We start from the raw sequence: 23,617 nt of genomic DNA, 5'->3' as shown, positions 1-23,617 counted from the left end.
AGTGTTTCATGATATTAAATATCATGAATTTTATCATAAAATACTGTTTGAATAAAAAAATCAGGGTCTCGATTATATAACTTTGAGTAAGAGTAATCTTACATATTTTTTGAATACAAGAACACTCTAATATATTTTTTAGAATTTACTTGAAGAATTCAGTTGGGAAATAAATCGTTCCCTTATCGGTGAATTCCAAACATAAAAGAGGATAAAATATGCAACAAGATGAACTATATATCGATCTTGGTATGTCTGAAAATCAGTATAGCAAAGAAATTATTGAAGGACAACAGGTTTATACTCCTAGTTTTTTGAGGTTTTATGATCTAATCGTTTTGCACATCATTAGCAAATGGTTTTGGCGTTGTTCTCCTCAAAACATGATCGATTTATATAGTAAAAATGTAAGCGGCAATCATTTGGACATAGGAGTAGGAACTGGTTATCTTTTACAAAAAGCAAAGTTTCCCATAGAAAAACCAACCATCTCCGTAATGGATTTAAATCCGAACACTCTGATCAAATCTAGAAGAAGACTTTCCAATATCGCGGGACAATTCAAAGCCTACAGAGCAAACATACTAGAACCAATTCGTCTAACAGAAAAATTTGATTCAATCGGGTTGAGTTTTTTATTCCATTGTGTTCCTGGGCCGATTCGCAAAAAGGCTTCCACCGCATTTAAAAATCTTTTAGAAATCTGCAAACCGGAAGGTGTAATCTTTGGGTCCACTGGTTTATACGATCTAGGCCAAACCCATTTTTTATCTAGAATAGGAATGAAACGATTAAACCGAAATGGAGTTTTTCACAATGCGGAAGACACTCTCCCAGATTTAGAAGCGGCTCTGAAAGAAAATTTTAAAGAATATGAATTGTATGTAATTGGTGCAATTGCGTTCTTCATAGGAAAAAAAGCAAAATAAAAATACTTATAAAAATTAAATTATTAAAATATAATATATTTTTAATGTTATAAACCAGAAAAAATCTATCTAAAAAGAAAAGCAAAATATCTTTTCATATGAGTCGATTCAATTTGTAGATAGAATTGAAAATGCGGGAACTACTACAATTACTTTACAAAGAAAACATGTTTCAAAACCACAGCACAGGTTGAACCGAAATGAAACTGAATCTGTGGGAACTACTATAGATCGTAAAAGTGATCCTAAGCCGAATTCACGCTATTACATTTAGAAATTACAAAGTATTTGTTCCTATAAATTAACTTGAAGTTCACCGCAAGAAAATGAGAAAGAATTTTCTAAAAGTATGAGTTCCCACATTTTGAAAATTTTACTGTAAAATCTAAGTTTGCAGTAGTTCCCACAGATTACGTCGCATAGGTTCATATTAAAGTTTAAAACAAATTTTCCATACTAATGTTTATGCGGTAGTTCCCACATTTTAAGAATCGATCTGTAAAGTTCAAATCTCAACTTTTTTAAGAAAAAAACTTATTACATCGAATTAGCGGTAAATTACGAAAATCTAAAACTACTTTTGAAAAAATCAAACTTCTAATATAAAAATCTTTAAATTTATCGAAAGGTCTAAAAACATTTTGAAACTATTCAATTCTCAAATTAAAAGTATATTCTAAAAACATAAAACAATATATAATAAAAAATTTAATATAATAATTTATTGTTATATTCTATTTCAAAAATACTTTATTTTTCTTTTATTACTACTCGGACACATAAAAATGATACTAAGTTATTAACGGTCGAATTTTGGGAAAAAATAGAGTTATTTAAAAAAAATAACGCAAATGCGGGATTTGCTCTATTTTAGAGCATGGATAAAACATTCAAATTATTGAAACAATCTAATCTAAGTATTCTATTTATGCGTCCAGTAGTAAGAGCTTGTCCCGAAACATCAAAATGTAGAAACTACTGCATTTTATTAAAAATTTCTAAAGAATGATCGCGCAAAATTCTTTGAGGTTTTTGGACAAATATTTTTAAGATAACTTTTAAACATATTTGCAAAATTAATCTAAACTTCGAAAATAAATTAAATTCTAAAAGTTTAGAAAATTTTCTATTTCTCGTTAAACATTCTTCCAAAAGATTATAAGAACTTGCCCAAAGCGAGAACAGGCTCCTGCAGCTAATCTTTGCTTTAAAACACACGGGTTTTTGGCATTTATGAAAGTTAATTTTGATCTATTTTCTAAAATTTTTAGATAAAACCTAAAATTCGTATTAAATTTTTTTGATTTTCGAAAATAGATTCATTCAATTTTTATAATTTCTTAAGAAACAGGCTTCCTTTGGATCTATTACTAAAGAAACTTTATAATGTATGTTTATAAAAATATTTTTTTAATAAATTACTATCTTCTTTGAACTTTGTAACCTATCATAAACAACTAAATTAAGAATGGAGATGTGTATGAAAACAATGCGAAATATATTGCAAAAAAAAGAAGAGAAAAAATCTAAAACCTGGGGACTTATTATGACCTGTTTTATATTTTTATTTAATTGTTTGCCTGATAAACAATCTGAATATAATAATTTATTAATGTCTCTCTTGTTAACTTCAAAAAGTCAAAGTATAGAATTCCAAAACCATAATTTCAAAAGACACATAGAAGAAGTTGATAATGGAGATATAAATGTACTCACTTACAACCTTTTTTTATATTCAGAAGAACATTATAACTGGTGGAACTGGGAACAAGAAAAAAGGGCAGAATTACTTGCAAATTCAAAATTTGTAAACAATCAAGACGTAATTGTGTTTGAAGGAGTCTTTCATGATAACGCAAGAAAAATTCTGTTAGATAAACTTCGGCCACAGTATCCAGATCAAACAGATGTGCTCGGAAAAACCAAAGATGGCTGGAACGATACTCAAGGTTCTTTCAGACAAAATTCATCCTTTGACAATGGAGGTATTGTAGTTTTAAGTAAATGGCCCATCTTAGAAAAAATACAATATATCTTTAATGATCATGGTTGTGGCAACGACACACAATACAACAAAGGATTTGTTTATGTGAAAATTAAAAAAAGAAGTCGGATCATTCACATTCTGGGAACTGATACTCAATCCCAAGATACAGGATGTATCGATAAAGGAGATAACGCTAGGGAAAATCAATTTGCTGAAATCAGAAAATTCATTAATTTAAAACAAATATTACAAAATGAAACCGTAATGATTGTTGGAAGTCTGAATGTAGATAAAAAGGAAAAAGCATATTATGAAAGTATGCTTTATATACTAGAAGCAACTAACCCTCATTATGCGGGAATTCCTTTTACATGGGACCCAAAGAAAAATGCTCTTACGGCTTTTATTAACTCAGATAAAAAAACACAACAATATACAGAGTATATTCTACTTTCACAAAATCATTCTCAACCACCTGTTTGGCAAAACTTGGCTTACGATCCTATTTCTCCAACTACATGGAGAAGAAAATCAGATCGATACACAAATTACGAATTTTCCGACCACTATCCAGTATATGGTTTTGCCTATGCAGATTCTTCCACACCTACTCAGTCTGGACATAGAAGAAAATACGATAACGTTATAATTTTAGATTCTGCATTTCGTAGAATTCAAGCCAGCCCTAAAAGACCGGATGGTTGGTTAAAAGCTGAGGAAAATTCTAATTACTATCAAGGCCAACCAACAATGCTTAAATTTTCAAAATTCAATTTATTGCAAGAAGGAGATTTAGATTCAAATCCAGATTGTATTAGTGGCAGAGGAAAAATTCGAATCGAACCTTCTGAATATCTAAATTATTTTTGGACGTATTGGCTAAGAGGTGGCGGTGGCAACTATGCCTACTACCCAAAGTTCAATTATGGCTCTAAAAGTCTTGAAATTGAAGTCCCTTTTGACAGATGTTTAGAATCTGGAATTTTTTGGTTACGTGATTACGACATGATTTCAAATGATTATTACTATCTTGAATCGTGGAGAATGGGACATTGGATGCATTACATCTATCTTTGGGATAAGGTTGCACATAACGCTTCTAAATTTCGTGTTGTCTTAGATAGAACACCGGAAAGAAATTGGAGCAAAGATTTAATCTATCGTTAAACTTTTATTGAGAAGCGAGATGATTTCTCGCTTCTTTTTTAAATTTCTAGTTTAATAGAGTTGTTGAAAAATTAACTTTCTTTTTTCATTAAAAAAAATAGATAAAATCATTTGTAGATAGATTTTTTTGAAAAAACTCTATTCATTTTTTTAATACAAACATATAGGAATAATTTATTTATATAATATTTATTTTTTTAATATATTTAAAGCTAATTCGCTACTTATAAAAACTTAAGAAGTACACCGCAAAGAAGTGAATTTTATCAAGTCGAACTTTAATTTAAGAGCCAATGTCAAATTAAAAAACCGAAACCCAACATTCACCTTTCCATGTTGAAACTCATCTTTCGATTTGTTTTAAGAAGTTATCCTATTCTCGCAAGGCATAAATAATAATGCTTAAGAATTTTATAATAATCTACTAAATTTTATACAGGTTATATTCGTTCACTCGTAAAACTTTCAGTAATTCTTATCATTAAATCTTAGTAATATTTAAGTTTTAGAACAAACTCTCAGAGGTATTTTATTCAAATACAATCAAATCAAACCGATCGGAACTGCCCATCTCTCGTGTTGCGACATAGTAATCCAAAATGGTTTTCTTTTTTTCAAAATATCTTGGAATTCTAAAGAAATGTTTTTGCAAGCTTCTAAACCGATTTGATAATTCCATATTTGAAATAGATCGACCAAGATGTCATCTGCATCAAATGGAAGTTCTTTTTTATCTTTTGCTTTTTGAACGTGTGGATCTAAGTTTTCCACCCAAAGATTAATCGCTCGATCAACGGGGAGTTCCGAAAAACCATCTTCCAATAAACTTCCATGTTTCAGATCAGATTCAATTCCGGGAATTTCTTTCGGGCCGAGATCTGTTTTTACTCAATTTTCCTTGGTCCTTGCAAGAATCGAGTGCATAAGCGTATGCAACATCGATGGGATCTCCGCCATAATACCAAGAAAAATCCAAAGCCGCAATCTTGTTTTGCTCGACACAAAATTGAATAGCAGTGTTAATTCCGGAAACAAATTCATGGAGTATCTCTTCTTTAGGAAGAGAAGAAAGTAATTCTTCCGTGCGGGTCAAAAATCGTTTTGTGTTGTTTTGAACGAGCCATTCTTTGATTCCATTTTCCCGATTCGTAAAACGGATCGGATCCAGATTTGCACTCCATTCTTGGATGATTTGTTCTCTTTGATCACTCATAAATTTGTCTTTCCTTTTCGGGTATAAAAAATTTGTTTTAAAAAGTTCTAATTAAATTTTCGAAACTTAAAACGTTCGTAAAATTTTTTAATATAATAAAGTTATTGAGAAATTAATTCAACATCTACTTCTGTTTTATGGAAACGGTTGATTGAATGAGTTTTGTTAATCTGAATTATGGAATTTTTCAACAACTTTATTATAGAAATTTACTATAACTAATATAATTTCGGCGTAAGAAAATCTTGGCAAATAAAAACTCAATGCAAAGATTCTCTAAATGCCATTCTAGCAGCAACGTACTGAGTTTAAGGAAGACATCCATTGTTTTTTCCAACTAAATGAAACCAGTCGCTTTAGTTAAAGCATATAACTTCCTACAAGTTGGAGCGCAATATAATAATCGATTCCACATTGGCATGCAATTTAATTAATCTAGAATATTAAATAATTTACACAAAACAAATTCATTTCAAATCCAATTACGCCAACAAAAAATTAATTTGTTTTAAATTTAATTACACAAGCAGTGTATAAAGATTTATCTTTATAAAATTTTTTAAAAAATGTCACTTTCCAAATTTTGAATCAAACTGATTTCTATAAAATAGATTACCATGAATTTTGATCTAAATTTCCCGTTTAAAGACGAAATTTTGGACATTCTATTAATATAGCTCTCGAACAATATAAAAGACAACAAAATTATACATGGAGAATGTTATATGAAAACAAAGCGAAATTCCACTCTAAACAAATGCAAAAAATCAAACAAATTTAAACATAAAAATATTCTAATTAGTATTCTGCCATTTTTATTTCCTTTAAATTGTACATTTTATTATACATTAGAATATAAAAATATTAAAATATATTTATTTAATAAAAATACGAATCTAAACTTTGAATTGGAAAATATTAAACCAACCAGAATGATCATTCCACCAAAACCAGAAACAAATTTAAATATTCTCAGTTATAATCTTTTCTTATATCCAAAAGAAGATCTATATTTCGGATTTTGGAAAGAGGAAGAAAGGGTAGAACTTCTTGGAAAATCAAAATTTATAAAAAACCAAGACATTATCGTATTCAGCAGAGCGTTTGATACAAACGCACGAAATATAATCTTAAACAATCTTAGCTTGGAATATCCAGTTCAAACTGGCGTAATCGGAAAAACTAAAGACGACTGGGATCGAACTCTCGGAGATTTTAAACCACAGATCAACAACGGCGGGGTTGTAGTTTTAAGTAAATGGCCCATTCAAGAAAAAATACAATACATCTTTAAAAATCATGGATGTGGTAATGACACATTCTATAATAAAGGATTTGCTTACGTAAAAATTAAAAAAGGAGATCAGATAATTCATATTGTAGGAACCGATACTCAATCGGAGGATTTGGCTTGTTCTGATTTGGGAGTGAATGTAAGAAACAATCAGTTTAATGAAATCAAAGAGTTCATCGATTCGAGACATATATCCAACAAAGAGATCTTATTGATTGCTGGAAGTTTAAATGTAAACAAAAGTAATAAATCAGAATATAATAATATGCTTAATATTTTAGAAGTAAACAAACCAAATTATGCAGGAATTCCTTTTACATGGGATACTCAAAAAAACAAAATTGCCGCTTACAATAACACCCATTATTCTTGGAATCGAACCTCAAATTACGGGGAATATATACTTATTTCCAAAAAACACTTTCAACTTCCAGTTTGGCAGAATTTAGCGTATGATCCAATTTCACCAACTACTTGGAAAAGAGAAAACGGATATACAAGTTACGAATTTTCCGATCATTTCCCAGTTTATGGTTTTGTTTATGCTAACTCTTCTACCCCCACAAAGTCCGGGCATCGAAGAAAATACGATCAAGTTTCCTTAATAGCTAAATATACCGGAAAAGCGGTACAAACGGATCATAATAGACCAGACGGATGGTTGAAAGCGGATGGACTCGTAGAAGAAAAAGGAACAGAATTTACGAAATTCAATTTATTGCAAGAATATGATCCTGACTCGGACACCTTTTGCATGTTAGGTGGGCGTGTAAGAATAGAATCTTCTCAATATTTAAATTACTTTTGGACTTGGTGGCTTCAAGGAGGAGCTGGTAATTATGCCTATTACCCTAAGTTCGACAGCGGCTCCAAACTGCTCGAAATGATAATAGTACGTCAAGGTTGTTTAGAAGACGGAAGTTTAGTCGTATTCAAAGACTTTGATACATACGGGAAATACTATTACTTTCTTGCAGTTTGGGAGAGTGGAAGTTGGAAAGATTATATCTATCTTTGGTACACAAATGCCCAACCAAATTCATACTTTATCGTTAAATTAAATACCTTGCCTGAAAGAGATTGGAGCAAGGATCTAATTTATCGTTAGATTTTACAAAAAGGAATTAATCTTTCGATTTCGAATTTATAAACGAAGTCGAATAGAATTGTTTTACATAAAAATTGATCATAAGAAAGAAACAATTGATTCGGTCTCGTTTTAAATACCATTAAAGCCAAATAAAACACAAAAACTTAATATTCCTTTTTTAATCTCTAAACTAAAAGGTATATAACAAACGTTTTGGACGGATATTCTACTCATCCTTGTAGCAATCACTTTTTAGATCAGTTGGTTTCTGATGCCCGTGATACCACGGACACGCGTCACATTCTTGAGATTGTAAAAAGATCTCGAAATTTCGTTTGGTATTCTGTAATGATATAGTTAGAAAGTCTGATTTTAAGTATAGGTTTGAAATTACAAAATGTAATTTCAAAAATTCTTATGGTCATTTCTTTAAGTGTAGTTTTTGCCGAGATTCCGAGTGCAGTGATTTCAAATAAAATTTTTCTCTATACATTAAAATATACATCTTCGTTTTGGAATTCTTTAGAATGATAACCGTTGGCTTCCATTCTTAATAAGAATTCTTGCCTATTAGAAATTGAAAAAACCTCCGTTCTTCACTGATTTCAAATTTATATTCTCTTAATTTATTTGTTTTTTCGCATATAATTGAATGATAATAAAAATTGATATCTGGGAAAAATTCGATTATTTTTTGAAATTTCGATCGGGTTCGTATGGGACGGCTTTAAATACAATCGTATAATCTGGCTTCACTTAAAATCCATATAGTAAGTTTAAAATAACTTTCCAAACGCCAACAATTTGGCCGTCATTTTCATTCAGAAGAAAATTATAGCACGGAACGGGGTAAGTTTTTAAATATTAGAATTTTAAATTTTACTCGAACGGATATCACATACGAATTCAAGAAATCCGTGTAGTTTCTTTTACGACCGAAATTTCTTCTAATCGCTTCAGATCTGCCTTTGCCCCTAATTCGTGGAGAATTTTTTTAGATGTGGAAATACGTTCTGTGTCGCCAAGAAGTTCACCGATTTCATATAACGCAGTAGCATACTCCCAACGATTTTGAGTATTAGAAAGAAAAGATTCTGCCTCTTTAAAAATAGCTTCTGCTTTTTTACGTTTTCCAGAATAAAACAATAACTTTCCTTTTAGAACCAAAGAAGGACCGTACAAATACGGAAGTGATTTTCCAAGTTTCAGCCCATTTTTAAGTCCGTAGTTGATAATCTTAGTAAGGCTCTTATTTCCGTTTTCCTTTTGCACGTACAATGCAGCCTCTGCAAGATATATGTTTCCAATTTGAAGTTGAGGAAATTTCACTTCACATTTTAGAAATCCCGCATAACTTCTTTTAGCCCATAACTCCGCTTTTTCGGGCCAACCTTCCAAAATAGAAAGCTTCAACAATTTATTGATAGTGGAAAGTTCATTCATGACGTCGTTTTCCGAAGCGGCTCTTTCCACTTCCACGATCAATTTTTTTTCAAGCTCAAGGGGTTCTACCTCTCCTAAAAGATAACCGAAATACGGAGACCAAATGCGAGTCCATCTAAGTTGCAACTGAGCGCCTAAATCGCTAGCGATTTCTCCAATATCGTCAAAGTATTGTTTTGCGGTTCTAAAATCGGATTGAAAATAGTAGAGAAATCCACTGGAAGAAAGCGCAGATAAAAGATCCCACTTCTCTCCGACTTGACGATAAATAGAAATCGAATCTTGAAGAAATGGAAGTCCTAATTCAGGACGATTGAGCATCATATAGTATCCGCCTTGTACCAAAAGACTGATCGCTCTCGCGTAAGGATCTCCAGTTTTCTCGGCGAGTTCTCTTCCCTTTAGTAAAAAATGTTTCGAAGGTCCGAACAAATTCATTCCCACAAAAACTTGACCGAGGGCACATTCTGCAAGAGAAGAACGAACAGGATCTTTAAATCTTTGAGTCGCGTTATATTGAGTAAACACAGACCAACCGAATTTCTTTACGTCTTTCATAATATACATTTTTGCTAATGTAGCTAAAATAATACATCTGAGTTTCAAACGTTCCGCTTTGTTAGAAGAAGTATAAGAAGGGCCAAAAAAAGAGAATCTAAGAACTAAAGTAAGTTGTAATACGATCTTAAGGATGGTATCAGGTCTACTTCCAGGCGGACGAATTCCAGTAATTCTTAATGCGTTTTCCAAGGTTTCCATTGCGCGAGTAATATCATCCTGCTCTTGATAAACCTGACCGAGTCCTGTATAAGAACGAATCAAATTGAGAGTAGATTTATTTTCCAAACATTCTTTAAAAAGAACTTCGGCGATCGAATATTCACCGAACTGACGATGAACGTGAGCAAGTTCTAACTTGATTTCGTAATATGTTTCACTTTTCGTTTTTTCAAACTGAGAAAGCGTTTCCAACGTTTTCCCATAGTGATAAATGGCGTCCCTATTTGCGTATTTACTTCTAGCTTTACGAGCTGCCATCAGAGAATATTTAGAAGCCTTTTCAAAATCCGAACACTGCTGATAATGAAACGCAAGAATGTCAGCCATCTCTGTTAAATTGTTTTCATTTTCTTTTTCGATAAACGAAGCAATTTTCTTGTGAAGATCTTCTCTGGTAGAATGCAAAAGAGTATTATAAACAATATCTCGAATTACGATATGTTTGAATATATATGTAAGAGGTTCTGTAACCTCGAGAGGAGTCAGATCCAACCCTTCCAAACTCTGAAGAATATTATCAATTTGCGAACGGAATTCGACAGGTAATAAATGATTGAGAGTGTCAACGTTGATCAAACGACCTATTACAGAAGCTGTTTTTAAAACGATTTTCTCTCTTTCTTGAAGACGATCCACACGAGCGAGTAAAACGTCGTTTAACGTATTCGGAATTTGAATATCTCTGGTTTTATCGGAAGGTGATAATGTTCCATCTTCTAATTTTATAAGAGTTCCTTCTTCAATTAAATTGTGTACGATGGATTCAAGAAAGAATGGGTTTCCACTGGATCGATTGAGAATCTGATCTAAAAATTCCTCCTGGCTTGTATCCAGTTTAAATTTATGAATCAGAAAATCTTTTGCTTCCTCCGGTTTGAATTCTTTCAAACGAATCAATTCTTCGTTCGGAGAAACCGAGTCTTCTGCAAATTGTCCTTCGGGTCTAGACACAAGAAGAAGCATAACTTTCATTTCAGACAATCGGAACGCTAGTTTTTCCAAAAGACGGGTGGACAGTTCGTCAATCCAATGAACGTCTTCAAATACAAGCATCAAAGGTTTTTGGTTTGCACGTTCCTGTAATAAGGAAATGATAATTTCAAAAAGTCTTTCATTCTTTTGTTTTCGATCAATTTCCCTAGTTAGAGGATCTTCTTCTACGGGAACTCCCATCAAAGCAACTAACGCTTTTGCCCAAGCGATATCAAAAGAATTCAAATTTACTAATACTTTTTCGGCCTTAGCAACCCTTGTTTCATTAGAATCATCTTCGAAAATTCCTAAAAATAAACTTAATAATTCCTTCCAAGGATAAAACGGAGTAAATTTTTCGTAGGGATAACAATAACCGATCAGAATTTCTACGTTACGATCGTATGCCTGATCAATAAACGTATTGGTTAGTCTAGACTTACCAAGACCCGCATCCGCAATAATTCTACAAACCACCCCTCCTTTTTCTATAGAAGAATCTAACATCTTATGCAGGCGATCGATCTCTTCCTTTCTTCCGATCATTTTATCCTTATACTGGATCAAAAGTCCTGGAATATTTTTTTGCTCAGACGTTAGTTGAAATATCTTCTTGGCACCAGTTACACCTTTGAGTTCTACGTCGCCCACTTCGTGAAAGGAGAAATTTTTTCCTAATTTACTTTTCGTCTGAAAATCAATTAGGATTCCGCTATAACCTGAAAGAGTCGCAAGTCTCGCGGCGATATTCATCATTTCTCCGATGGCAGTAAAATCCTTTCTAAAAGGCGCGCCTAAATCTCCGCAATAAGCCATTCCAGTCGAAATACCAATTTGTAAATTTTTGGCCGCAGAATAATTGGAAGCACCTTCCATCAGTCGAACCGCAAACCGAGCAGCAAGAGCTTCTTTATTTTCCAAAGCAGCGGGGGCTCCAAATAAAATACTAAAAACTCCTCCTTTATCGGAAAGATCTGTAAGTACAAAAGTTCCCGAACAGGAAGCAGCAACACTTTGAACATAAATAAAGAAGTCATTGAAGTTTTTGGAATCGGTATGTGACTCCAAAGGTGCGTCGATTCGTACAAACACAGAAGCTACTTCTCTATAATCTCCAGAAAAAGCCTTGTGAACACTTGTCACTCTTTGATACAATTCTGGAACAATAAAACGTCTACAACGTTTGAAGAAACGTTCGTCGGAAAACCTTTCTTCCGTAGTGGAACGAGAAGGAGGTGGAAGTGGGTTTTCGCATTTTTCGCAATCGACTAAACGAAAAAAATCTGAATTTACGTTCTCACCTACTTTAGAATCGGGAAGAAGATTCCAAAGACTCGAACTTAGAATTATTTCTCCACCTAACGCTTGTTTTTCGGAGGCAATAGATTGATCCACGGGAGGTCCTGCAATCACGGCCCTTAAAAACCGGTCCTGTTCCCCTAATATAAATTCTTGATATACTCCATAAGCTAAACCAACTCGAGCTGGGAGATTTACGGTTTCTCCTAAAAGTTCGTTGGAACTATATTCTGAAATCGAATTAAAAATTCCTAATGCACAATTTGCGACACGAAGCGCAGCCTCCTCGGCAGTTTCTCCTTCTCTTTTTTCGAAACTGACTAAAACAGAATCTCCAGCAAATTGATAAACAGCTCCTCCCCATTCACTGAGATGTTTTAACAATCCTGTATAATAATTGGAAAGAACAGTTTGTAAAGCGTCTATTCCCCTTGTACCTTTAGCAGCCAATGCAAGAGTTGTAGGAGTAAAACCCACAACGTCAAAAAACAAAATGGCTCCCTCAAAAGACTGAGACCTCTGTAGTCTCGGTTCTCCAAAATCCGCCAGCCTTCGAACAATCCCGGAAGGTAAATAAGGTCTGATCAATTCCAGTGTGTCTTTGAAAGATTCCATTGTGTTATTCATAATAATCCTAAAAACGAATATTATTTTCGTGTATTCAATTTTGCAAGCCTGATAGATAAATCGATATGACTTAAAGATTTATAACAAAATCCCAAGCAAAATCGTTTCAAATCATTCAGTAAATTTTTAACAAAATGCGGTAGTTTCCACTGATTACGTCTCTTTGCATAGTTTGAGAACGTTATCTTTTTATTATTAAACTTCACAGTAGTTCCCACAAATTACGTCTCCTCATCTGATTTCCAAATACATATAAAACGTATGAGTTCCCACATTCAACATTCTGAAGTTATACACATCCTAACTAAAGATTGGCAGTTGGTTTGATTCCTGTAATTCCCTCAGCGACTTTTTCAGAAAGAGCAGCAATAGTCATAGAAGGATTTGCTCCAATTGCAGTAGGAGAAAGACTTCCATCCGCAACGTAAAGTCCTTGATACGAAAAAACCTGTCCGAAAGTTTTAGAATCCGAAGATGTTACAGAATCAGTTTTAGAATTTCCGAGAATACAACCACCAAGTGGATGAACGGAAACGTTATTTCGAATCGGCCAAGACCAAGTTGGAAGTGGAAAATAAAAATCAGTTTTGATAAACGAAGCAAAATCCTTCATCACACCTAAAATGGCTTCATAAAGAGGCATGTTATCCTTTTGTGGCCACTGAACTTGAAGGTTTTTTTTACGATCTAAAACCATCGAACCGTCCGCTCTATCCATTCCCATACATAATAACACTGCTGAAGTATAGGAGAGATCTCCTTTCAACAATTCGCCCATCAGATAACCTATCTTTCCAAAAATTTTTCCATTAAGAAATCTTTTAAAAAGTTCTATAAACATATGAAAGAAAAATCCAATTCTTAAAAACCATGGAACAGATGCTGCAGCAAAATAAGATGCAAAAACAGGATAACTCGCGTCTTGAAGTATAAAAGCCCTTTTAGGATTATAACTCTTAAATAAATTATAATCGGTATATTGAGTGATCACCGGGCCATAATTCGGATTAGCAGGTTCCTTTCCTTTGATCGCAAAAGATAAAAAATCCCCGTTGCCTGAAAATTGTTTTCCTAAATAATCCGAAATGTCTGGAAGGGTTTTAAATTCTTCCTTACACTTTAAAAGAAGTTCAGTACTTCCTAACGTGCCCGCGGAAACTATAACTCGTTTTGTAAACACAGAGACCAGTTCTCTTTTTTGACCAGAAAGATCCCTAAAATAAACACGATAACCGTTTTCGCCGTGATAAGAAGAATTGTCGTTTCCATCTGGACCAAGAGGAACAATCTTTTGAACCAAATGTTCCGTCCTGACTTCCGCCTTGTACTTATTTTCCGCAACAAAAAGATAATTTAGATCTAAAGTGTTTTTAGAATGAGTATTACATCCTATATCACACTCCGCACAATACGTACAAGAAGTCTGAACAGCTCCGTATCTATTTTTTTCCTGAAGTCCTATCGGAGTCGGTTTTTTAAAATCGTTTCCGAAAAATACGTTGATGTCCGCCAGTTTAGATTCTCTGCCCGCGTGTTTTGCAAACTTTTGATAAAGAACCGTTCTAACAATTTCTCTACGAGGATCATTGTTTAAAGGAATTGGCCTAGAACCTAAAACTTCCTTTACAATTTTATAATATGGTGTTAAACTTTTCTTTTTTACGTTTGCAGGCCAACGCTCATCAAAGATATAATCCGGAGGTTCTAAAAATACGTTCGCGTAAATCAAAGAACCTCCACCAAGTCCGGCAGAAATGACCACGTCCATATTTTTGTAATTTCGAATGTCGAATAAACCAGTTTGATTTAATTTGGAAAGTTTTTTAGGACGAACTTTAGAGCTGTTCTCTTCGGGAACATTCCAAAAATTCTTAGACATATCGTGAGGAGAACGAGGAAAAGAACCCTTTGGATAACGTTTTCCACGTTCCAGAATCAAAACCTTACCTGGCCATTTTTTACTCAGCCTACAACCGTTCACGGCTCCACCAAATCCAGTACCAATCACGACCGCTTCGTACTTTTTCATGACAACCCCGAATAATAATATTTATATATTAAAATAAACTAAATTCAAAATAATTTAGAAGATACAAGCCAATGACCAAAGCTCCTAAAAAAGAAACAAACGAAAATAGAAAATGAAGTTTATCCGCTTTTTCCAGAGATCGAAACCCTTTATAAATCCGCTTCGAAGACCATTTAGGTAATTCTTCTAGTTCATCTCCCAATTTATGAAGGTCCACAAACGTCAAAAAAATTAGAACTGAAGTTAAAACCAAAAGGAGTGGATTGATTGCACCGGAAACGGTACAAAAAGCTTCTCCCGTATAACTCAAATTACCCCAACAAAAGAAAGTACGAAGTGAAATCCAAGCGATCAAAATCGGAAAACCTGCAAATACGATCAATACTTCCCCAAAGATAGATTTCTTTTTTACTTTTCTTTTTCTTTTTTTACGAGGGTGTTCTTCTTGGTCCACTTTACTCAAAGATTTTGCCATAAGTCGTCTCCGCCGTAGAGTTGGATTTGTTTACGGGAGTTTTCGTCTTGAAAGTAACCGAGACGTTTCCAAACGTCCAAAGAAACTTGTTTATAAATTTTCCAAGACTTACCACAATCGGGAGTAAAAGGAATATCTTTTTGTTCCACCACTCTTTGAACGTATTCTTGACAGTTGGCGGCCGGATAACGGTCTTTCTGGATCGGATTGTATTTCGGAAAAGAATCGGATTCTTTCAATCGATGCAAAAGAATTTTTCTCAGTCTATCCTCGCATTTTCTTCCAAAAATACAGTGCCAAGGATAATTATTTCCGGTAAGTTTTCTGGCTTTTTGAAAGTCGTCTTTAATTACAATTTCTTTTAAATCGGAACGAAATAAACCAGGAATCCCTTTTGCATACTTTTCCCATTCTAAAACTCTATCATCGTTGTAAACCGGATGATCCGGCAAGGTCATATCCGAAGCGTGACCTCTACCCGTAGGATACATCTTTTTAGAATTCAGTAATTTACGATGTGCGAATGAATCTCCCAAAAGATGAAAAGCAAAACCTAACGCACATAATTTTTCTGGAGACTTTTCCTTTTTAGAAGTAAGCTCGGTGCGCAATCGATCTAACGTTACAATGACAACATTTCGTAGATGTTCGCTATTCCCGCCAGTTAAACCGTGTAACAACTGTTGTATTTCGGCCATTCTACCTAAAATTTCGGGAGAACCCTGATCCGTAAAAACCCAACGAGTATAATCCAAAGGATATTTGAGAGCAAACTTTTGATATACTGAAATCGCATCCAATTCTGGAACTTCATCCGGCAGCTGAGTGCAAAAAGCGACGAGCGCAGTTTCTTCTTTAGTAAGTGGAGAAGAAGTCTGAAAGTTATTTAAAACAGTTTGAACCGTATAAAAATGTCCGTCCTCTTGATACGCATTTAAACCGTGACATAGTAGAATTGAGAAAATTGAAACGTATAAAACCAACTTCTTCCAAGACATAGATCGACAATGAATACTTTTTTTAGTAACAATTGCAACAATTGTTTCGGTTTCAGATGACTTTCTAGATATTTTTTAAAGTAGTTTGAAATCAAAAGTTTGAATTTCAAAACATTGATATTTTAAGAATGCGGATTGGCCTGAAATAAATCGTTCAAAATTCCCCTCTAAACGGGAAATTCATCTTAAAATTCATACTACTTACTTCTATGCAGGATCAGTTTATAACCAATTCAGAGTTATATAAAAAAGTATTAAGAATCCTTATCAGAAAAATACGTTCGAGTGCACAATATTAGGTGCACGTCATATAGATAACTATCAGTTCATATAAATACGTTTTTTTAAACACATCGGATTTAGAGAAACTTTGATTCTCAAGAACAAAATAAACTTTCAAAACCGGAATATTCTTAAAACGTCAAACAAGTTATCCATTCTACCAAAACCGGTTTTACTAGAAAGACGTATAAAACTAAACTGTAGATTTTTAAAAAAAGTATTACTCAGAGCTATATAATAAATTCCCAATATTTCATATTGAAACAAAGTTTTACGATTAAAATTCGCGGCACTTAATTTTATAGAAATCAGAAAAAGCCATCTTAAAATAATTGGAATCGACATTTTAAGCAAAGATAGATTATAGTCGCACGTATTTCCAAATGATCACTTTTTTTAAAAAATCTACGTTTTAATTTTTTAGACAAACTCACAATATGATTAGAATTGTTGAATAATTAATTTTCCACTTAGTTTTTGTTTTATGGAAACGGTCGATTGAAGCAGTTTTATTGATCGTCACTATGAAATTTTTGAACAACTCTATTTTTATAAGTCTTACTCAGAGTTATAAAAATAGAGTGAATAAAATTCTGCGTTCAACGATAGATTTCTCTTAAAATTTATACCAAAAAATATTTATAATAGAATTGTTGAATAATTAATTTTCTACTTAGTTTTTGTTTTATGGAAACGGTCGATTGAAACAGTTTTGTTAATCGTCGCTATGAAATTTTTGAATAACTCGATTATATTTTAATAAAAAGACTATAACTAAATTAAAATAAGACTCTAAAACGAATTTTAATAAAATGAAAGTTTACAAATTACTTTATAAAAATAGAATATATAAGAGAAAGTTTTCTACTCAGACGACGAAAAAAATTTCTTCCAGAGAATCGATTCTCAACAAAGAACCTATTTTTCAGTTTACAAACTTGTAGCTTCCCTAATCTGAGAACTATATCGTTTACAACAACTCATGGGACATCATCATTCGCATAACCATTCTCACGATCATTCCCACAACTCCCGTGCGGGTAAAAGTCTTATCATTGCAATGATCGCTAACCTAATTTACGCCGGAATCGAAGCCGGAATCGGCTTAACGTCAGGATCTCTCGCCTTACTTTCAGACGCGGGCCATAACTTAATGGATGTAAGTTCTTTGTTACTGGCTTGGATCGCAATTAAGTTGCAAGAGAAAAAACCTTTTCCTGGATTTACTTACGGCTGGAAAAAATCTACAATTTTAGTAAGCCTACTCAATTCCATTCTTATTTTTGGAACCGTGGGTTTTATTGTATTCGAATCGATTGAAAAGTTATCTAAACCTAGCTCCGTTCCAGGCGGTATGATTGCTATAGTAGCGTTCGTAGGTGTTGTGGTAAATTTTTCATCGTCTTTTTTATTTCATAAAAGCAAAGACCAAGATATCAACATGAAAGGCGCCTATTTGCATCTTCTCGCGGACGGATTGGTATCTCTGGGTGTAATCGTTTCCGGTTTGTTGATCCAGTGGCTCGGATTTTTTTGGATCGATCCGATTGTTGGCCTTTTAGTGGGATCGGTGATTCTTTACGGTAATATTCCTCTATTCAGGCAAAGTCTAAGATTAAGCTTGGATTCCACACCGGAAACAATACAATCTAGAATCGTAGAAAAAGAACTCAAATCCATAGAGGGTGTATTAAATATTCATCATATTCATATTTGGTCTTTAAGTACCACTGAAAACGCACTTACGGCACACCTCGTTTTAAAAAACGACCTTACTTTCGAACATCAGAGAATTATAAAGTCAAAAGCAAGAGAAATTTTAAAAGGCTTAAAAATTGAACACGTTACACTAGAAACAGAAGAAGAAAGAGAAAACTGCGAACAAATCGATTGTAACTGACATTTTGCATAGAACCACTTTTCATTTTAGTACATTCAATAAAAATAATACTATTTTATAGTAAGAAAATTTGGGAAAATAAAAACCCAATGTTATTTTCCTTAATTTAACATTATAATCGCTTTCGCATTGATTATACCAACTCAAGTTACTTAGAACCGACCTGATAGATAATTTCTGTTTTAAAACAACGTGAATTCGATGTAAGAGATTCCTCCTATAAAACCCGAATTTTCTGTAAAGATAAAATGTGGGAACTCTTACAAATCCATTTTTTACAGATAGATTTTGAAAATGCAGGAACTACTACGAAAACTAAATTATAAAAAGTAAATGTTTAAAAATTCTCAATGTGACTTAATTTGTAGGAACTACCGCAAATCGAAATTTTACGAACAAATTGTAAAACTCACATTTTTGAAAAACCCTTCCCCCATTTTCCTACACCAGCTCACATTCAAACAGTGATTTGCGCGCAAATCAGATAATATTATAAACAACCCGCACTACTGATTTTTATACAATTTGTTCGTAAAATTTAAGTATCGTTTTTATACGTTCAAACGGCATAATTTTTTCTAATAAAAACTTCATTGATAAAGTAGTTTTTTTATTTTTGCGATAACTGCAAAACGGCAATTTTATACAAACATTTGATTGAACGACGATCTCTTTTAGTTTTTATATAGATTTTCTAATATCAAAACTATATTTCATTTAATAAAATTAGATTCTTTCCAGGAAGTAAACTCACCAATTTCGAAGACAATTATAACTTTGCCAGAAATCGCAAATTCCAAGAAGCATATTAGTATATTTTATATTTCTAAAATTTTCCATACGACGTCTAAAATATTTTAGAATAATTGGCATTTAGAAAAAGATAAAATACTTTTGAGATAGCCCTTAATTAAAGCAAAAAGTAAATTCAAAAATTTTAATCTTCTTGTTTACTCGTCATTCTTTTTAACATCGATTCCTGTAAAATCAAAACACTTGCAGTAGAGATTGCAACGAGTTTGTTTTTAGGATTTCTAACTTCTGCCTGCATAGTCATCATAGCTGGAGATTTAGAAACAACCTTTGCTTCGATCAAAACGTATTCGTCTTTTAGCGAGAAGGTTCTAAAAAATTGAGTGGACAAATCGGTTGTAACGCAGGGTCTTTTGGCCGCAAGATAAGAAAGAGGACCAAATGTATTATCCAAAGCGGTACAAAGCATTCCACCTTGAAAAATCCCAACCGGATTTGTAAAACGAGCGTCATAAGGAATTCGAACCACAAGCCTTTTCGGAGGTTCAAATTCAACGAACTCAGCTTTCATTTCTTGGAATGATTTAGGTGGAAGTTCAAGAGTAAGCCCATATTCCTTGAACATTTTATCCGCCATCTTGTTCATATCACTCCACGCTTGTGTTACAGAAACCGACATATTTATGCTCCCATTCTTTCATAGATTTAAGATTTTTGATTGTTTTCGAAAAATAATTTATAAGTTCTTTGAAAGTAAAATCACTTCTTCTCGAGTGTAAGCATCCGGTTTTTTTAAAATCTGAATCAACGCCTTAAACTGATTGGATTTCAAATCAGTTGGTTTCTTTTTAAAATAATACCTTGAAGCCTGATTCAATCCGTTCATTCCTCTTCCCCAGTAAACGCTATTGATATAGTATTCTAAAATTGTATTCTTACCGAGTTCATCTTCCAACGCGGAAGCAATTTGAATTTCTTTCCATTTTCTAGAGAATGATTTTTCCCGAGACAAAAAAAGAGTTCGGGCCAACTGTTGTGTGATTGTACTTGCGCCTCTAATTTTCCTAAAAAACAAAACGGAGGAAATTAAACTAGAATGAATATCAGAAATAGAATAACCTTTATGAGAATAAAATCTTTTGTCTTCCACTTGAACGGTATAAAAAATCCATTCCTCAGGAATCTCAGAAAGTAACACCCATTCCAATTCTAACGGAACAGATTTCTTTTGATCCGGTAAATAAACCAGTCGATCTTGTTGTATTAAAATTTTTTTTTCCGGAAAGAATTGTTCGTAAATCAAAACCACTACAAAAAAAATCAGAAGAAACTTTAAACAAAAAGTATAAAAGGAATCTTTTTGTTTCATAAAAACTCACACCAAATTTGTTTCACTATACTTCTTTTCATTTTGTATTAGAGTTGTTGAAAAAATTCATAGTTTAAATTAAAAAAACTGCTTCAATCGAGCGTTTCCATAAAACAGAAACTAAGTAGCAAATTAATTTTTCAACTCTATTCATTGTATCTTAAAAAAATTTAGCCCAAGAAACGAAACTTGACATTTTACAAGATTTAAAAAAATCTCAATACCGAATTAAAATCTCATTTTCATAAATTAGAAAAATTTCATTTTCTAATGTTTTCGAAGAAACCAAATTCCATTTTTTTAAATCAAAACCAAAATATTCCTCATGTCCGCCCGTAATGGAAGGAAGATCCTTTTTTCCGATTATAAAAGGAACGATCGTAATATAAATTCTAGAAACTAAATTCAACCGAAAGAAAGAATCGTTCAAAGAGGGTCCACCTTCTAAAAGAATCTCCTTATAACCCATTTCGGAAAGAACCTTGAGAACTTCTAAAGGACTCAAGTCATTTCCTAAAATGGGAATGATTTGCGCGCAAGAAGAAAGATTTTCTTGGATCAAATGATGATTCTCGTTTAAACAAAAAATCAAAGGGAGTTCTTTAGAAAAACGGAATACTTTTTTATCTTTCGGAATCGTTCCGGACCTGACTAAAATCACAGGACGAGGATCTTGAGCGTTATCAACATAACGAAGATGTACTACAGGATCGTCGTTTAAAATTGAATTTTTTCCTAAAATTAAAACCTCCGCCTTGGAGCGGATTTCATCCATTTTTTTTTTATCGTTTCTGGAAGAAAGTCCATACCACTTTCCATCCGGGCGAGAAACCTTCCCGTCCAAAGTCATAGCCATATTGATGGATACGTTTGGAAGAGAATTCATTCTTTCGAAACTTTAAGTTCTTTGGCTAAAATTTTAAGAATTGTATTGGAGCAAGTTCCGCAGCCAGTTGAAGCACCGGTATCATCCATAAGTTTTTGAAGTGTATCGTTTCCATTTCGGATAGAAGTCAAAATTTCTTCTTCGGAAATTTGGTTGCATACACAAACCTTTCGAGGGCGCATGAGTTGGTAGAGATCAACTTGATTAAAAAAGGAGGAATCCATATTCTTTTATTTTATTGGACGAGGTCTTTCATTCAGATTAAAGATTCGAAAATCCTATGCAAGAGAAATTTTTTACGGTTTTCATTTGACACCCTGTTTTCAAAAAAATAGCTTTCGAAATTTCTGATCAAAAATAGAAAGGCAAACCATGCAAGACATTAAAAGAGCCCCATTTCGAGAAATTCTCGGCTGGTGTATGTTCGATTTTGCGAACTCATCTTATACGACAGTCATCATTAGTGTAACTTACGGAATTATTTTCAGCCAATTGGTAGTCCCGGCTTCTTCCAACCAAGAAAATCCATTCGAATACGGAAATCTTCTTTGGTCAATTGCGCTTGCAATTTCCTATCTTTTGGTAGTTGTAACGGGTCCAATATTCGGAGCAATCACAGATTATTCCGCGCGGAAAAAACAATTTCTATTTTATAGTTACGTTTTTTGTATCATTTCAACAGGCGCGCTTTGGTTCGTAATTGCTCCGGGGCAATATTTTTTAGCGTTTATTTTAATCATCTTTTCTAATTTCTTTTTTGCATCCGGCGAAAATTTCGCTTCCAGTTTTCTTCCTTATTTAGGACCGAAAGAAGATCTAGGTAAAATTTCCGGTTATGCTTGGGGGATTGGATACTTTGGAGGAATCGCGGCGGTTGCGTTAGTCAACACTTTGGGTCCAAAAACGATAGAGAACTTCGGTAGTCTTCGTATGGTTGGTCCTTACACAGCATTTTTCTTTTTGTTTGCCGGAATTCCTACCTTTCTTCTTTTAAGAGAATATACAGCAGGAAAAGAAAAACCGGAAGGACTTTCTTATCTTAAAATCGGAGTGGAAAGAGTCATCTCCACTCTGAAAGAAATCCATAAATTCAGAGATATGGCTTTGTATCTTGTGTCTTTATTTTTTGCAATGGCGGCACTTGGAATCGTAATCAGTTTCGCTTTTATTTATGGAGCTCAGGAAATTAAAACTCAAAAAGAACACGAGATTGCTATGTTTTTGTTGATCCAACTTTTTGCGGCAATCGGTGCAATCATATTCGGTTTTATTCAAGATAGAATAGGCGCAAAGAAAACTTTTAATATTACACTTTTATTATGGGTTGCCTGTCTTCTATTGATTTATTGGGTAGAAGATCTAACAACATTTTTAACCGGTATCGGAATCCCAACTACAAAACAATGGGTATTTGTAGGAACTACTGTATTTGCAGGAGCAGGTCTTGGAGCCACACAATCCGCAAGCCGAGCGATTGTAGGTCTTTTCGCTCCGGAATCTAAATCAGGAGAATTTTTCGGACTTTGGGGTTTATCCGGAAAAATAGCCGCAGCATTCGGTTTAGTTGCCGTAGGAGGTTTACAGGTTCTTTTTGATTTAAGAAATTCCTTTTTAGTAGTCTCTATTTTCTTTATCGTTTCTCTTTTAATCAACTTTTTTGTAGATGAAAAAAGAGGAATTCAAGCAGCAATAGAGTATAAAGAAATTTGAATTCAAGGAAGCTATAAAATAAATTTTGTGGAAACTATTACATATTCTTATAAAGAAATCTTACTAACTTCTTGAAAATGTTACTTTTGTGTGAGTTCCCACATTTTATTTTTTACACCCAACTCACGTTAAGATAAATTCTTAGAAGTTTTCCTATTGGGAATGACTTGCATTTTTTAAAGATAGTTTTATTCTAATCGTATACGGGTTTTTTGAATGTTTTAGCACCAATTTTTTTAAAAAAATAAGTTTGGATGGAATGAACTTAATTTTCATAAATGTTACATCAAAGACGAGTTTAGAATCTTGTAAATTTCACTTTTATCAAGCGCAATAAATTATTTCTAAGGTAGCTTTTATAAAACGAATTTTAATTTGATAACAGTTTTTAAAGTGAAAATTCTATCCAGAAAT

General features: G+C 33.3%; 13 protein-coding genes and 1 pseudogene. 5 read left to right on the top strand and 9 right to left on the bottom strand.

Annotated features, from left to right (window positions below; translation table 11 throughout):
• Nucleotides 1-218: 218 nt before the first annotated feature.
• On the top strand, nt 219-929 hold the full coding sequence (locus tag LEP1GSC059_RS07740; RefSeq protein ID WP_017213842.1) for a class I SAM-dependent methyltransferase: 711 nt from the start codon (nt 219-221) through the stop codon (nt 927-929).
• 1,480 nt (nt 930-2,409) lie between these two features.
• Entirely contained in the window at nt 2,410-4,083 is a 1,674-nt protein-coding gene (gene sph, locus LEP1GSC059_RS07735) for a sphingomyelin phosphodiesterase (RefSeq protein WP_020980630.1), read from the top strand.
• Nucleotides 4,084-4,626: 543 nt separating this feature from the next.
• On the opposite strand, the pseudogene LEP1GSC059_RS24130 reads toward sph (LEP1GSC059_RS07735), so the two are convergent.
• Nucleotides 4,627-5,296: pseudogene (locus LEP1GSC059_RS24130) on the bottom strand (LIC13197/LIC10919/LIC10469 family protein).
• 725 nt (nt 5,297-6,021) lie between these two features.
• Between LEP1GSC059_RS24130 and sph (LEP1GSC059_RS07725) the strand changes: the two are divergent.
• The gene (gene sph / locus LEP1GSC059_RS07725) at nt 6,022-7,698 is read left to right on the top strand and encodes a sphingomyelin phosphodiesterase (RefSeq protein WP_017213838.1); all 1,677 of its coding nucleotides are present in this window, start codon (nt 6,022-6,024) and stop codon (nt 7,696-7,698) included.
• Nucleotides 7,699-8,586: 888 nt separating this feature from the next.
• On the opposite strand, the gene LEP1GSC059_RS07720 is transcribed toward sph (LEP1GSC059_RS07725), so the two are convergent.
• The 4 genes from LEP1GSC059_RS07720 to LEP1GSC059_RS07705 all read right to left on the bottom strand — a co-directional run bounded on the left by LEP1GSC059_RS07720 (nt 8,587) and on the right by LEP1GSC059_RS07705 (nt 16,303).
• A complete protein-coding gene (locus LEP1GSC059_RS07720) occupies nt 8,587-12,789 on the bottom strand; it encodes an adenylate/guanylate cyclase domain-containing protein (protein WP_036025204.1) in 4,203 nt (1,400 codons plus the stop codon).
• Nucleotides 12,790-13,105: 316 nt separating this feature from the next.
• A complete protein-coding gene (locus tag LEP1GSC059_RS07715) occupies nt 13,106-14,830 on the bottom strand; it encodes a GMC oxidoreductase (protein ID WP_020980567.1) in 1,725 nt (574 codons plus the stop codon).
• A gap of 28 nt (nt 14,831-14,858) precedes the next feature.
• Nucleotides 14,859-15,305: a hypothetical protein gene (locus LEP1GSC059_RS07710; protein ID WP_017213835.1), complete on the bottom strand. Its 447-nt coding sequence runs from the start codon at nt 15,303-15,305 to the stop codon at nt 14,859-14,861.
• Nucleotides 15,290-16,303, bottom strand: coding sequence for a hypothetical protein (locus LEP1GSC059_RS07705; protein WP_017213834.1), 1,014 nt, complete (start codon nt 16,301-16,303; stop codon nt 15,290-15,292). Before LEP1GSC059_RS07705 ends, LEP1GSC059_RS07710 begins: the two co-directional genes overlap by 16 nt.
• Nucleotides 16,304-17,567: 1,264 nt before the next feature.
• Between LEP1GSC059_RS07705 and LEP1GSC059_RS07695 the strand changes: the two genes are divergently transcribed.
• Complete coding sequence (locus LEP1GSC059_RS07695) at nt 17,568-18,485, top strand: cation diffusion facilitator family transporter (protein ID WP_002176451.1); 918 nt, start codon at nt 17,568-17,570, stop codon at nt 18,483-18,485.
• Nucleotides 18,486-19,422: 937 nt separating this feature from the next.
• Here LEP1GSC059_RS07695 and LEP1GSC059_RS07690 read toward each other — a convergent pair.
• The 4 genes from LEP1GSC059_RS07690 to LEP1GSC059_RS07675 form a co-directional block, all read right to left on the bottom strand.
• Nucleotides 19,423-19,923, bottom strand: a complete 501-nt coding sequence (locus LEP1GSC059_RS07690; RefSeq protein ID WP_036025185.1) for a PaaI family thioesterase — start codon at nt 19,921-19,923, stop codon at nt 19,423-19,425.
• A gap of 51 nt (nt 19,924-19,974) precedes the next feature.
• Nucleotides 19,975-20,607 (bottom strand): biosynthetic peptidoglycan transglycosylase, encoded by a 633-nt coding sequence (locus tag LEP1GSC059_RS07685; protein WP_002176406.1) that lies wholly within the window; start codon nt 20,605-20,607, stop codon nt 19,975-19,977.
• Between the two features lie 217 nt (nt 20,608-20,824).
• Nucleotides 20,825-21,493, bottom strand: a complete 669-nt coding sequence (locus LEP1GSC059_RS07680; RefSeq protein ID WP_002176436.1) for a RibD family protein — start codon at nt 21,491-21,493, stop codon at nt 20,825-20,827.
• On the bottom strand, nt 21,490-21,717 hold the full coding sequence (locus LEP1GSC059_RS07675) for a (2Fe-2S)-binding protein (protein WP_002176430.1): 228 nt from the start codon (nt 21,715-21,717) through the stop codon (nt 21,490-21,492). The genes LEP1GSC059_RS07680 and LEP1GSC059_RS07675 overlap by 4 nt, the downstream gene beginning before the upstream one ends.
• Nucleotides 21,718-21,865: 148 nt before the next feature.
• Between LEP1GSC059_RS07675 and LEP1GSC059_RS07670 the strand changes: the two genes are divergently transcribed.
• Entirely contained in the window at nt 21,866-23,203 is a 1,338-nt protein-coding gene (locus tag LEP1GSC059_RS07670) for an MFS transporter (RefSeq protein WP_002176419.1), read from the top strand.
• Nucleotides 23,204-23,617 lie beyond the last annotated feature (414 nt).

The sequence above is a fragment of the Leptospira noguchii serovar Panama str. CZ214 genome, assembly GCF_000306255.2.
Taxonomy (GTDB): domain Bacteria; phylum Spirochaetota; class Leptospiria; order Leptospirales; family Leptospiraceae; genus Leptospira; species Leptospira noguchii.
The sequence above is the reverse complement of the archived record's forward strand: the minus strand, read 5'-3'. Positions and strand labels throughout refer to the sequence as shown.

Bases quoted from the DNA above. Each gene is read 5' to 3' on its own strand.
- LEP1GSC059_RS07740 (WP_017213842.1), top strand. From the start codon at position 219: ATGCAACAAGATGAACTATATATCGATCTTGGTATGTCTGAAAATCAG.
- sph (WP_020980630.1), top strand. From the start codon at position 2,410: ATGAAAACAATGCGAAATATATTGCAAAAAAAAGAAGAGAAAAAATCT.
- sph (WP_017213838.1), top strand. From the start codon at position 6,022: ATGAAAACAAAGCGAAATTCCACTCTAAACAAATGCAAAAAATCAAAC.
- LEP1GSC059_RS07720 (WP_036025204.1), bottom strand. From the start codon at position 12,789: ATGGAATCTTTCAAAGACACACTGGAATTGATCAGACCTTATTTACCT.
- LEP1GSC059_RS07715 (WP_020980567.1), bottom strand. From the start codon at position 14,830: ATGAAAAAGTACGAAGCGGTCGTGATTGGTACTGGATTTGGTGGAGCC.
- LEP1GSC059_RS07710 (WP_017213835.1), bottom strand. From the start codon at position 15,305: ATGGCAAAATCTTTGAGTAAAGTGGACCAAGAAGAACACCCTCGTAAA.
- LEP1GSC059_RS07705 (WP_017213834.1), bottom strand. From the start codon at position 16,303: ATGTCTTGGAAGAAGTTGGTTTTATACGTTTCAATTTTCTCAATTCTA.
- LEP1GSC059_RS07695 (WP_002176451.1), top strand. From the start codon at position 17,568: ATGGGACATCATCATTCGCATAACCATTCTCACGATCATTCCCACAAC.
- LEP1GSC059_RS07685 (WP_002176406.1), bottom strand. From the start codon at position 20,607: ATGAAACAAAAAGATTCCTTTTATACTTTTTGTTTAAAGTTTCTTCTG.
- LEP1GSC059_RS07680 (WP_002176436.1), bottom strand. From the start codon at position 21,493: ATGAATTCTCTTCCAAACGTATCCATCAATATGGCTATGACTTTGGAC.
- LEP1GSC059_RS07675 (WP_002176430.1), bottom strand. From the start codon at position 21,717: ATGGATTCCTCCTTTTTTAATCAAGTTGATCTCTACCAACTCATGCGC.
- LEP1GSC059_RS07670 (WP_002176419.1), top strand. From the start codon at position 21,866: ATGCAAGACATTAAAAGAGCCCCATTTCGAGAAATTCTCGGCTGGTGT.